This is a genomic window from Gelidibacter mesophilus DSM 14095 (assembly GCF_000423005.1).
GTDB classification, from domain to species: domain Bacteria; phylum Bacteroidota; class Bacteroidia; order Flavobacteriales; family Flavobacteriaceae; genus Gelidibacter; species Gelidibacter mesophilus.
Genome location: NZ_AUHD01000005.1, coordinates 142455 through 155353 on the forward strand (window position 1 = coordinate 142455; position 12899 = coordinate 155353).

The window sequence follows — 12899 nt, forward strand, 5'->3', positions numbered from 1 at the left end:
CTTAATGAAATTCGTGCATTTGTTCAAAATAAAAATCCAGAGGTCGACTCTGGATTTTGAATATTCCTAAATCCCAATCCTTTTTTTCTAAAAGTAGAAGGCTAATTCAAATCAATTTAAAAATAAGCATGGATAGTTAGGTGTATTAAAAAAATGATGAAAATGTTAATTCTCAAAGCCATTCTTACGATTTAACATAATTTTAACACTAAATTTTTAATTATTTTTATAGTAGTTTACATTTTTGATTGAAGATTACTACCAGCTGAGTCTTACGTAAATTAGGGGTTCTTTCTAAATGGTTTTCTTATTTGGGTAATGAATTTTGATTCTTAATAAAAGGACGGTTAAATTTGCCAACTCTTACGCTCGTGTCAACCATTTTTATAATATCTAATTTTAAAGCAATGTTATTAAATAAAAAAACTTTAGTATTCGGAGCCTCTTTAAATCCGAGCCGCTATTCCAATGTGGCGCTGCACAAATTGGTTGCTCACCAACATGACGTTGTGGCATTTGGGTTGCGGGAAGGGGTTGTTGCAGGTGTTAAAATTGATACGGAATTGAAACCATATACGGGTATTGATACGGTAACTTTATATATGAATGCCTCAAGACAAGTGCCATTTTATGAGTATTTGATGACGTTAAAACCTGAGCGTGTTATTTTCAATCCAGGAACAGAAAACCCTGATTTTTTTAAAATGCTACGTGAAGCTAACATTGAATTTGAAATGGCTTGCACTCTAGTTTTGCTTGGTACGAATCAGTATTAATCCTAGAAAGGTTAACGCTCCGTTTAAGATTAAGATAAAAGCTCCAAATTCAAAACCAAACCACCTCAAACTATTAATACTCAACAAATAGGATAAAATTGGAGATAGAATGGCAACAATAGGTACTAGTTTGTCTCTAACCTGCCATTTTGTAAAGAGACCAAAAGCATATAGCCCAAGTAAAGGACCATATGTATAGCCTGCAAAGACTAATAATTTTGCAATAACGCTTTCGTCCTTTATGACATATTTAAAAGCAATGATGATCACGATCAAGACAAAAGAGATCACGATGTGAATGCGCTTTCTGATAGCTACTTGTTGAGCAGCATCGTATTTTTTTTCAATGTCTAAAATGTCTATGCTAAATGAAGTGGTTAGTGCGGTTAAAGTACTGTCTGCACTACTGTAGGCTGCAGCGATCAATCCGAGTAGAAAAAAGACAAACACGCCAATGCCCAAATGTTCTTTTGCCAAAATGGGAAAAAGCTCATCTTTATGGGCATCGATACCATTCTGTTGTGCGTAAACGGTTAAAAGAAGGCCTAAACTTAAAATTACAAAATTTACTAGGGTCAATATGATGGTAAACCAGAACATATTCTTCTGTGCATCTTTTAAGCTTTTGCAGGTCAGGTTTTTTTGCATCATATCCTGATCCAATCCTGTCATCACAATGGCAATAAACGCTCCTGATATAAATTGCTTCCAGAAATAGTCATTAGATTTATAATCTTCAAAATAAAACATTTTGGATAAGTCGTTATCTAAAACAAAGCCTAAAATGTTTCCGCCACTAATACCTAAATCATCACTCACATAATAAATGGCAACACCAATAGCAATCAGCATAAATAAGGTTTGCAGTGTGTCAGTCCAGATAATGGTTTTGATCCCAGATTTAAAAGTGTACAACCAAATTAGAAAAACGGTGATGGTGACGGTTTGCCAAAAACTGATACCCAAGTCATCAAAGAGAAGAACTTGCAAAACATTAGCGACCAAAAACAGTCTGAAACTAGAGCCAACAATCCTTGATATTAAAAAAAATGAGGCACCGGTTTTGTAAGAAGCGTTTCCAAAGCGCTGATCCAAATAGGTGTAAATTGAAGTTAAATTAAGTTTATAATAAAGAGGGAGGAGTACGGTGCCAATTACCAAATAGCCTACAATGTAGCCCAATACCATCTGCATATAGCTAAATTGCGACGCTTCAACCCAACCCGGGACCGAAATGAAAGTCACTCCAGAGAGCGATGCGCCAATCATTCCAAAGGCCACAACATACCACGGTGCTTGTTTGTTGGCTTTGAAAAAAGTGTTGTTATCTGAGTTTTTTCCTGTTAGAAGCGCTATCAAAATCAGAACTCCAAAATAGGAAAGGATAAGAAGTATAATTGTTGTGGAATTCATAAATAAAAAATATGCGCGAAATTACTTATTTATGTTTTCAATTTTCAAATTCTACGCTTTAATATGCAATAAGAATTTGCTAAAGCATATAAAATTCACCGCTAAAATTGTAAATTCGCAACTATGGAATTTTCTTCAAAACTACTCGAAAAGGCGGTCAATGAAATGTCGCAGCTCCCCGGAATCGGGAAACGAACGGCATTACGTTTGGTGCTCCATTTATTAAAACAACCCAAAGAACAAACTATGTTAATGGCTTCTGCCTTGCAGAACATGAGAAATGATATCAAATTTTGCTCAAGTTGCCATAATATTAGTGACACCCAACTTTGTGAGATATGTTCCAATCCGCGAAGAACTGAAGAAATTATCTGTGTGGTGGAAGATATTAGAGATGTGATGGCGATTGAGAATACAAGTTCCTTCAAAGGTTTGTACCATGTTTTAGGAGGGAAAATATCACCTATGGACGGCATTGGGCCAAATGATCTCAATATTGTGTCCCTTGTAGAAAAAGTGAAAGAAGGCCGCGTAAAAGAATTGATTTTTGCATTAAGTTCTACTATGGAAGGTGATACTACCAACTTTTATATTTTTAGACAGATTCAAGATTACAACATTGTGACATCAACTATTGCAAGAGGGATATCAGTGGGGAATGATCTGGAATATACCGATGAGGTTACTCTTGGAAGAAGCATCTTGAATAGAATTCCTTTTGAATCCTCCTTAAAATCTTAATTTTTTTTGAAGTTATCGGTTGTCATATTAAACTATAACGTACGCTACTTTTTGGAGTTGTGTCTCAAAAGTGTACAAGATGCTATTGTAGATTTGGATGCCGAGATTATTGTTGTAGACAATTGTTCTTCAGATGACAGTTGCCAAATGGTAAAAGCGCTTTTTCCAACGGTTATTTTAATTGAAAATAAAGAAAATTTTGGCTTTTCTAAAGGAAATAATATAGGCGTTGCGGAAGCCACAGGTGATTATCTTTGTATTTTAAATCCGGATACCGTGGTTTCAGAGCGTGCTTTTAAAAAGTGTTTGGCATACGCTGATGATAAGCCGCAAATGGGTGTTTTAGGGTGCCAACTTATTGATGGCCGCGGTGAGTTTCTTCCTGAAAGTAAACGAAACATTCCCACTCCATTAGTGTCAATCAAAAAAATAATGGGCTTTTCAAAAGCTTATTATGCCAACCATTTGTTGCCTTCTGAGAACGGAGAGGTTGATATTCTTGTTGGTGCATTCATGATTCTCAGAAAGATAATTTATGAGGAGGTTAAAGGTTTTGATGAAGATTACTTTATGTATGGCGAGGATATCGATCTGTCCTACAAAGTATTAAAAGCTGGGTATCAGAATTTTTATTTTGGAGAAGTATGTACTTTACATTATAAGGGAGAAAGCACCTTTAAGGATAAAACTTACGCGAGACACTTTTACGGGGCGATGCAGATGTTCTATAACAAACATTTCAAATCCCATTCTTTTTATAATATTATGGTTTGGTTTGGAATACGGTTGTCCCGTTTATTCTTAAAATCACCTAGTCAAAATAATGAAGAAGTGGAATCTCGTGTTTTTCTGTCTGCCAATACAGAGCGCGCCATGAAATTTCCATTTAAAGTAGAGGTGGGTTCTAGTTTTTGGGAAATATCACCAAATACACAGGTGATTTTTGATGGTAACACTATTGATTTTGAGACGATTGTTGAGTGCATGCGTTCTTCTGACGCGTCCAGATGTTTGACTTTTAGGATTTTACCAAAAAGTGCTCGTTTTATAATTGGTAGTGATAGTTCAAAACAAAGGGGTGAAGTATTCCTCTTTTGAAAAGTCAAATGAATATATGGGTCATGAATTCGGAAATTATAAAGGATTATGTAATTAAGTATAGCAATTTTAACTAATTTTGCAACAGCAAATAAAAATTTTAGGATTAGAATAATAATATGGCAAAATTTGAACTGAAACTCCCAAAAATGGGAGAAAGTGTAGCAGAAGCAACCATCACTTCTTGGTTGAAAAATGTTGGAGACACTATTGAAGCTGATGAAGCAGTATTGGAAATTGCAACTGATAAGGTGGATAGTGAAGTGCCAAGTGAAGTGGATGGCATCTTGACCGAAATCCTTTTTAATGTAGATGATATCGTTAAGGTAGGTCAGGTGATTGCGGTTATTGAGACTGATGCAAGTGCTGCTCAAGCACCTGCAGCACCACAACAAGAGTCTGTTTTAGCACCCGGTGCTGAGTCTCCTGAAGTTGCACAAGTCGCACAAACAGTTGAAGCTGCAAAATCTGCTGTAGCAGCTCCCGTCACTTCTACTGAAGATCGTTTTTATTCGCCATTAGTTAAAAACATTGCCAAACAGGAAGGAGTTTCGCAATCTGAATTGGACGGTATTTCGGGTACTGGAAAAGATGGACGCGTCACTAAAAATGATATTTTTGTATATCTCGACAACAAAAAAACAGCGCCTGCCTCAACTGCGGCGTCTTCCACCTCTGAATCTGGTAAAGAAACTGCTTCAGCAGAGCCCGTAAAACAAGCATCTGTTGCAGCTCAGCCAAAACAGGAAAAAACGGGAGATAAACAAAAGGCTGCCTCAGAGTTTGCTAGTAATGGCGATGAGATTATTGAGATGACTAGAATGGGCAAGTTGATTTCACATCATATGGTGGAGTCCGTACAGAAATCTGCGCACGTTCAAAGTTTTATTGAAGCCGATGTGACCAATATTTGGAACTGGCGGAATAAAGTGAAAAGTGGATTTGCAAAGCATGAAGGTGAAAATCTAACGTTTACGCCAATATTCTTTGAAGCAGTGGCGAAGGCACTCCGCGATTTCCCTATGATGAATATTTCGCTTCAAGATGATAAAATCATTAAAAAGAAACATATTAACATTGGAATGGCTGCGGCACTTCCTGATGGAAACTTAATCGTTCCAGTTATAAAGGATGCTGACCAATTGAACCTGATTGGAATGACCAAACGTGTTAACGATTTGGCCAATAGAGCCCGTTTGAATCAATTGAAACCAGATGACATCCAAGGTGGGACCTATACCGTAACAAATGTTGGTACTTTTGGAAGTATTATGGGAACCCCAATTATCAATCAACCACAAGTGGGAATTTTGGCTCTCGGTGCGATCCGAAAAGTTCCAGCTGTTGTAGAGACTCCAGAAGGCGATTTTATTGCCATTCGCTATAGAATGTTCCTTTCGCACTCTTATGACCATCGTGTGGTCAATGGTGCATTGGGTGGGCAATTTGTAAAAGCGGTCAAGGATTATTTGGAAGCTTGGGATGTGAATCGCGAGATATAATCCGAAAATCAGTTCTGGCAGTTCGGTAGAAACGGGATGTAAATTGGTCCGTTTATTTTGAAACACAAAGCCTAAACAAATCATAAACCTAACCTTGAAACAGTTAGGTTTTTCTATTTTTACATTCATAAATTTTACATCATCAACAAACAAGAAAGCATAATGACTCTCAATCTTACCAAACCCATCTGTTTTTTTGACCTCGAAACCACAGGGATCAATATTACTTCAGACCGTATTGTGGAAATTGCTATTTTAAAAGTACATCCTAATGGAAAGGAGGAGCGAAAAACATGGTTAATAAATCCTGAAATGCCCATTCCAGCTGAGGTTACTGCAATTCATGGAATCTCTGATGCGGACATTGCTGATAAGCCAGTCTTTAAAGAATTAGCCAATGAGATTAATACCATGGTCAAGGATTCAGATCTAGCCGGCTTTAATAGCAACCGTTTTGATATTCCGCTGTTGGCAGAGGAAATGTTGCGTGCAGGTATCGATTTTGACATGAAAGGTCGTGTGGCAGTTGACGTACAAACTATTTTTCATAAAATGGAACAGCGCACATTGGCTGCAGCCTATAAGTTTTATTGCGACAAAAAACTGGAAGATGCCCATAGTGCGGAGGCCGATACAGAAGCAACCTATGAAGTCTTAAAAGCTCAAATTGCGAGATACGATGAATTGGAAAATGATACCAAGTTTTTAGCCGAATTCAGTTCCCGCAAGAAATTTGCTGATTTTGCAGGCTTCATCGTTTATAATAAATATAATGAAGAATGCTTTTCTTTTGGGAAACATAAAGCCAAAAGGGTAGAAGACGTATTGAATGAAGAGCCAGGGTATTTTGGATGGTTGCTCAATGCGGATTTCCCGCTATACACTAAAAAAGTATTGACTGCCATTAAGTTGAGAGCTTTTAATAATAAATTGGCCTAAACTTCCTGCGGTGGTAGACTTAGGTTCAGTGAAGCGCATCTCAAAGTTGTTCATAAGCGCTTTAGATTCCAGTTTCATTACGTGATTCTCTATAACACAATTCAGAAAGCTAATGAAATGAAATTCATCCTTGTTTTATTAATTTTGCCCAATACTATTAAGAAAAAACGGAAAAAATAATAAGTGTGCATTCGTGGCGATACACTTTTGCAGCTATCAAACCAATAACATTCAGAAATGAAAATCATTTGTATAGGTCGTAATTACACGGATCATATCAAGGAATTGGCCAATGAAAAACCAACAGATCCGGTCATATTCTTAAAGCCTGATACGGCTATTTTATTAAAAGGTCAGCCTTTTTTTATCCCTGATTTTTCTAATGATGTCCATCACGAAGTGGAAATTTTAGTAAAGATATCTAGAGTTGGGAAGCATATCGATAAAAAATTTGCGCACAAATATTATAATGAGATCGGTCTTGGAATCGATTTTACAGCACGAGATTTACAGCAAAAATTGAAAGATAAAGGCTTGCCGTGGGAAAAAGCGAAGGCCTTTGATGGCGCGGCACTGGTGGGTAAATGGTTGCCAAAGTCCGATTTTGAGTCGGTGGATGCCATTAATTTTTCATTAGAAAAAAATGACTCTGTCGTACAACAGGGCACTACAAGTCTTATGCTTTGGAAAATCGATGAACTCATAGAATATGTGTCAAAATATTTCACTTTAAAGATTGGAGACATTATCTTTACAGGAACGCCGTCAGGAGTTGCTAAAGTAGAAGCAAATGATGAACTGAGAGGATTGATTGAAAATAACGAAATGTTTAAATTAACAATCAAGTAAATGGAAAAAAATTATAAACTTTACCGCGTGCGTGAATTGGCCGATGGCGATGAGGATTTTATTATGGCGATTGCTGCGGCATTTTTGGAAGAAGTTCCAGAGGACGCTGCGCGACTTAAAAAAGCCGTGGCAGAAGCAGATTATTATACGACCTATCAGGCCGCTCATAAAATGAAACCCACTATTGATATGTTTGAGTTGGGGGTGCTTCAAGATTTGATCACGGTTCAGGATTGGGGGAAATTAGAGAAGAAGGGTGAGGATATTTCCGATGAACTAAAAAACGTTTTGGATGCTGTAAAAAAAGCATCTGATGAAATTAAAAAAGACTTCAACCTTTAATGTTAGCAGAAATTATCACCATTGGCGATGAAATCCTTATTGGCCAGATCGTAGACACCAATTCGGCATTTATCGCTAAACAACTGAATAAAATCGGAGTATCTGTCTATCAAATCACGTCGGTTCAGGATGATAGAGAGCACATCCTTAAATCATTTAGAGAAGCTGAAGAGAACGCCAATATCATCATTATTACTGGCGGACTTGGGCCAACTAAAGATGATATTACAAAAAAAACAATCGCAGAGTATTTTAACGACACTCTTGTGAGAGATGACGCCGTTACCGAAAATGTCAAACGGATCTGGTCGCATTTTGTGAATACCATACCATCACAAGTCAATCTGGACCAAGCACTAGTGCCTTCAAAAGCAGAAGTCTTGATGAACTATCAAGGAAGTGCTCCAGGAATGTGGCTTGAGAAAAACGGTAAAATATTCATTTCGCTTCCGGGGGTGCCTTATGAAATGAAAGAATTGATTGAGGATGCGGTCATCCCGAAATTGGTAAAGCGCTTTAAATTCCCATATATTCAACATGAAACAGTATTGACCTATGGCTTGGGGGAGAGTGCTTTGGCAGAACGCATTGAAGCTTGGGAAAATCATTTACCTTCTTATATAAAACTCGCTTATCTGCCAAGTTTGGGGAGAGTTCGATTGCGTCTTTCAGGCAAATCTATGGACAAGCACCTGATCCAGATTGAAATAAAGCATCAGATTGAATTGTTATTGCCACAAATTGAAGATATTTTTGTGGGCTTTGAACGTGATGAATCTATTGAAGCAGTTATTGGAAAAGAATTGATTGCTTTGGGGAAAACCGTAGCCACAGCAGAAAGTTGTACTGGTGGCAAATTGGCAGAATCTATGACTGCCATCGCTGGCGCATCACAATATTTTAAAGGGAGTGTGGTCAGTTACGCGACCCAAGCTAAGATAGAGGTCTTAAAAATTGATCCGAAATTGATCTCTAAGTTTTCAGTAGTGAGTCAGGAAGTTGCTGAAGCCATGGCTAGTTCAGCTTTGAAATTATTTGATACCGATTACGCTATTGCAACAACAGGAAATGCTGGGCCAACAAAAGGCGATGCCGATGCTGACGTAGGGACAGTCTTTATTGCAATTGCTACAAGAGACGAGGTGTTTTCAGAACGCTTTTCTTTCGGGAATCATCGCCATCAAGTCATAAATAGAGCCACGACTAAGGGCTTTGAGATGCTTCAAAAAGAAATTTTAAAAAAGTAACAATTTTAGTTTGTTGATATTGTAAAGTTTTACTAAATTTGCAAACTGTTTTAAATAACATTATTAAAGTTAGAAAGAATGTCAAGAGTTTGTGAACTTACTGGAAAAAAAGCGATGGTTGGAAACAACGTATCTCACGCTATGAATAAAACGAAGCGTAAATTTGATGCAAATTTGATCAAAAAACGTTTTTACATTCCTGAGGAGGATAAATGGGTAACTTTAAAAGTTTCTACATCAGCGTTGAAAACCATCAATAAAATTGGAATTACAGCGGCGCTTAAAGAAGCTAAAACAAAAGGTTTTTTAAAATAATAGCCAACAAGGATGAGATTTTCGCAGTCGCGGAAATGAATAATAAAATATTTTACAATGGCAAAAAAGGGCAATAGAATACAAGTCATATTAGAGTGTACTGAGCACAAAGAGTCTGGTCAACCAGGAACTTCTCGTTACATCACTACAAAAAATAAAAAAAACACACCAGACAGAATGGAGATTAAAAAATTTAATCCGGTTCTTAAGCGTGTGACAGTTCATAAAGAGATAAAATAAACGTAGATTCCCATAGACATGGGAATTGTAAAATAAATTTACAATGGCAAAGAAATCAGTTGCATCGTTACAAACAGGATCTAAAAGATTAACCAAAGCTATTAAAATGGTTAGATCTCCAAAAACAGGAGCTTACCATTTCGTTGAGGCCGTAATGGCACCTGAGTTTGTGGACGATTTTTTAAAGAAAAATTAAATATATACACTATATTTTAAAAAACTGCTTTCATTTGAAAGCAGTTTTTTTATGTCTATATTTGAGCTGAAAGTGACAAATTTACAGTTCGTATTATAAGGCAGGGATTTTGTTGTTATCTTTGGGCGTTACCTTTATCAACTTCAAGGTTTTCGCCAAAAAAACCTGAAGTTGATAAAGGTCGGGCTTTCCGCTATATCTTTTTAATGTGCTGGCTTTGACAAGCTCAGCCAGCACATTAAAAAGGATGCCGCTGCAATCCCTAACGCAAAAACGTCGTGGACATATAAATATCGCTTAACAAATAACGCGCAACATCATGAGCTTCTTCAAAAAAATATTCTCTTCAGAAAAAAAGGAAACCTTAGATAAAGGATTGGAAAAATCCAAAACTTCTTTTTTTACCAAGCTCAACAAAGCCGTAGCTGGAAAATCGAAAGTAGATGATGATGTTCTTGATAATCTCGAAGAAATTCTCGTATCTAGTGATGTAGGTGTCGATACAACTTTAAAAATCATTAAAAGAATTGAAGCGCGTGTCGCCCAGGATAAATATCTGGGAACTTCAGAACTCAATCAGATTTTAAGAGAGGAAATAGCAGGGTTATTATCTGAGATAGATAGTGGCAACGCTACTGAATTTTCAATACCAACGGGTAAAAAGCCTTATGTTCTTATGGTTGTGGGCGTTAATGGTGTTGGCAAAACCACAACTATCGGTAAGCTGGCATCACAATTTAAAAAACAAGGCTTAAATGTTGTGCTTGGTGCCGCAGACACCTTTAGAGCAGCTGCAATTGAGCAATTACAAGTTTGGGCAGACCGCGTTGATGTGCCTATGGTGCGTCAGAATTTTGGTAGTGACCCTGCTTCTGTCGCATTTGACACCTTAAAGGTTGGCGTCGCTAAAAATGCAGATGTAATAATTATTGATACCGCTGGACGTTTGCACAATAAGGTTAATTTAATGAATGAATTGACAAAGATTAAGCGTGTCATGCAAAAGGTTGTTGACGATGCGCCTCACGATGTGCTTTTGGTATTGGACGGTTCTACAGGACAGAATGCGTTTGAACAAGCAAAACAGTTTACAGCAGCCACAGAAGTGACATCCTTAGCAGTCACCAAACTTGATGGAACAGCCAAAGGAGGTGTGGTCATCGGTATTTCGGACCAATTTCAAATTCCCGTCAAGTATATTGGAGTAGGCGAAGGTATTGACGATTTACAAGTCTTCAATAAATATGAATTTGTAGATTCCTTTTTCAAGTAGTTGTAATTCCTGTGAAGGCAGGATTCTCATGTAATTTTACAATAGCTTAACAGATTTCCATATTTGTGCATCTACCAGCATTGTTTTGACCAAAAAGAAGAACAACAATATTTTCAGAGGTCGTTGGTGTTTTGTACCAATAACATTGTTCAATAATTGATTCAACAAACCTCTTTCCATTCAAGTCCTTTTGAATAATCAATTCCTTTTGAGTATTTTTAATAAAAATACAATCAATGAGAACATCTTTATTATGTATCACATTTGTTATCGTTTTTTCCTGTAAAAATTCTGAAGATAGTAAGGAAGTTGTGGAAAAACCTTCAGCAGAAATCAGTGCTGTTTCCACTAAAGAATTAACTGAATTTAAGGTGCTGGACTCCAAATTTATTGATAATTCCCAACTATGGGAAAGTTTCAATAAAGATTTATCGGATTTCACTGAAAATAAATACACGGCTTTAAAACCTTTAATTTTAGAACAAGATATCCCAACATTACAAAGCCATATTCAATCAGGGAAATTATCTTACGAAAATCTAACAAAATTTTATCTCTACCGTATTCGCAGCTTTGATAGAGAAAACGAACTCTCCTTAAACGCGGTGATCTCATTGAATCCGAAGGTCATTTCTGAAGCCAAACAAAAAGATATTGATTTTAAGAATAAAATGTTGAAACATCCCATTTATGGAATGCCCATTCTTTTAAAAGATAATATCAATACCAATGCCATGGCAACGACTGCCGGTGCTGTGGCGTTTCAAAACAACAATCCCAGCGACGCCTTTATTGTAGAACGTTTGAAAGAACAAGGTGCACTTATTTTAGGCAAGACCAATTTAAGCGAATGGGCCTATTTCTTTTGCGGAGAGTGTCCGAGTGGGTATAGCGCCATAGGAGGACAAACTTTAAACCCGTATGGTAGAAAGGTCATGGATACCAGTGGGTCTAGTTCGGGAAGTGGTGTTGCCGTTGCCGCTAATTTCTGTGTAGCAGCGGTTGGAACTGAAACATCGGGATCTATCTTATCTCCTGCCAGCCAAAATTCGGGGGTAGGATTAAAACCAACTATTGGGTTATTGAGCAGGAGCGGAATTGTGCCTATTTCATCAACCTTGGATACACCTGGGCCAATGGCCAAAAATGTCACGGACACTGCCATACTTTTGGATGCGATGCTTGGTTTTGATGGTACGGATTCAAAATCAGTCAAGAGTCATTTAGAAGATTCATCTTATTATGAAAGCAACTTTAAGACGAACAAGCTTAAAGGAAAGCGTTTTGGGGTATTGACAACATTATTGGAAGATTCTCTTTATGTGCGGGCTATTGAGGATTTAAAATCTGCAGGTGCCATCATTATCGAAATTGAACCGGAAAAGGTCGAATTACCTGATTTTTTGAGACTTCTCAATTTGGACATGAAAAGAGATTTCCCCAATTATATTACAACTTGGGGAGATTCCAATTTAGAAATTAAATCTATCGAAGATGTCATGTTATTCAACGAAAAAGATTCCGTGGCGACGATGCCCTATGGTCAAAGCTTATTTGCAGGAATTGTTGCAGATTCAGCTACTAATGAAGAATTTACTTCCATTAAAAATACGCTTAAAAACAATGGGCAGTTGTTTTTTGATATCCCATTTCAAAGAGACAACTTAAGCGCTATTTTGTCAATAAATAACGCTCATGCTGGTTTTGCAGCAGTTGCTGAATACCCAGCCATCACGGTTCCAATGGGGTATACCGATAGTGGTGCACCCAAAGGCTTGACGTTTATAGGAAGACCATGGACCGAAGCTTTACTTTTGTCATGGGCTTATGCTTATGAACAAGCATCGAAAAAACGTATGGCTCCTGAGAAGTATAATTGATCGGTTCAAGAGTCCAAAATTTTAAGTTATGAAAAGAGATAGGCATAAGGCCCAAAATTGTAAATCTTTATCCTTCAGGATACCCGTT

14 protein-coding genes are annotated in these 12899 nt (G+C 37.2%); 13 read left to right on the top strand and 1 reads right to left on the bottom strand.

Going from position 1 to position 12899, the window contains the following annotated elements; genetic code table 11:
- The first annotated feature begins 407 nt into the window (after positions 1–407).
- Complete coding sequence (locus G525_RS0105945; RefSeq protein WP_035479144.1) at positions 408–776, top strand: CoA-binding protein; 369 nt, start codon at positions 408–410, stop codon at positions 774–776.
- Here G525_RS0105945 and G525_RS0105950 read toward each other — a convergent pair.
- Entirely contained in the window at positions 747–2189 is a 1443-nt protein-coding gene (locus tag G525_RS0105950) for a sodium:solute symporter (protein ID WP_027125339.1), read from the bottom strand. The genes G525_RS0105945 and G525_RS0105950 overlap by 30 nt on opposite strands.
- 123 nt (positions 2190–2312) lie before the next feature.
- On the opposite strand from G525_RS0105950, the gene recR reads away from it, so the two are divergent.
- The 12 genes from recR to G525_RS0106015 all read left to right on the top strand — a co-directional run bounded on the left by recR (position 2313) and on the right by G525_RS0106015 (position 12811).
- A complete protein-coding gene (gene recR, locus G525_RS0105955; protein ID WP_027125340.1) occupies positions 2313–2930 on the top strand; it encodes a recombination mediator RecR in 618 nt (205 codons plus the stop codon).
- A gap of 6 nt (positions 2931–2936) precedes the next feature.
- Positions 2937–4028, top strand: coding sequence for a glycosyltransferase family 2 protein (locus tag G525_RS0105960; RefSeq protein ID WP_027125341.1), 1092 nt, complete (start codon positions 2937–2939; stop codon positions 4026–4028).
- Positions 4029–4147: 119 nt separating this feature from the next.
- Positions 4148–5530 carry a dihydrolipoamide acetyltransferase family protein gene (locus G525_RS0105965; protein ID WP_027125342.1) on the top strand — a complete coding sequence of 461 codons (1383 nt, stop codon included), beginning with the start codon at positions 4148–4150 and terminating at the stop codon, positions 5528–5530.
- Between the two features lie 162 nt (positions 5531–5692).
- The gene (locus tag G525_RS0105970) at positions 5693–6469 is read left to right on the top strand and encodes a 3'-5' exonuclease (RefSeq protein WP_027125343.1); all 777 of its coding nucleotides are present in this window, start codon (positions 5693–5695) and stop codon (positions 6467–6469) included.
- Positions 6470–6706: 237 nt separating this feature from the next.
- Positions 6707–7318 carry a fumarylacetoacetate hydrolase family protein gene (locus tag G525_RS0105975; protein ID WP_027125344.1) on the top strand — a complete coding sequence of 204 codons (612 nt, stop codon included), beginning with the start codon at positions 6707–6709 and terminating at the stop codon, positions 7316–7318.
- Entirely contained in the window at positions 7319–7660 is a 342-nt protein-coding gene (locus tag G525_RS0105980; RefSeq protein WP_027125345.1) for an Hpt domain-containing protein, read from the top strand.
- Positions 7660–8907: a competence/damage-inducible protein A gene (locus G525_RS0105985; RefSeq protein WP_027125346.1), complete on the top strand. Its 1248-nt coding sequence runs from the start codon at positions 7660–7662 to the stop codon at positions 8905–8907. The genes G525_RS0105980 and G525_RS0105985 overlap by 1 nt, the downstream gene beginning before the upstream one ends.
- A gap of 78 nt (positions 8908–8985) precedes the next feature.
- Positions 8986–9222, top strand: a complete 237-nt coding sequence (gene rpmB, locus G525_RS0105990; RefSeq protein WP_027125347.1) for a 50S ribosomal protein L28 — start codon at positions 8986–8988, stop codon at positions 9220–9222.
- A 57-nt stretch (positions 9223–9279) separates the two neighbouring features.
- On the top strand, positions 9280–9462 hold the full coding sequence (rpmG, locus tag G525_RS0105995) for a 50S ribosomal protein L33 (protein ID WP_027125348.1): 183 nt from the start codon (positions 9280–9282) through the stop codon (positions 9460–9462).
- Positions 9463–9505: 43 nt separating this feature from the next.
- A complete protein-coding gene (locus G525_RS22015) occupies positions 9506–9658 on the top strand; it encodes a DUF4295 domain-containing protein (RefSeq protein ID WP_084647714.1) in 153 nt (50 codons plus the stop codon).
- 319 nt (positions 9659–9977) lie between these two features.
- On the top strand, positions 9978–10931 hold the full coding sequence (ftsY, locus tag G525_RS0106010) for a signal recognition particle-docking protein FtsY (protein ID WP_027125349.1): 954 nt from the start codon (positions 9978–9980) through the stop codon (positions 10929–10931).
- A 236-nt stretch (positions 10932–11167) separates the two neighbouring features.
- Complete coding sequence (locus G525_RS0106015; RefSeq protein WP_027125350.1) at positions 11168–12811, top strand: amidase family protein; 1644 nt, start codon at positions 11168–11170, stop codon at positions 12809–12811.
- Positions 12812–12899: the final 88 nt, after the last annotated feature.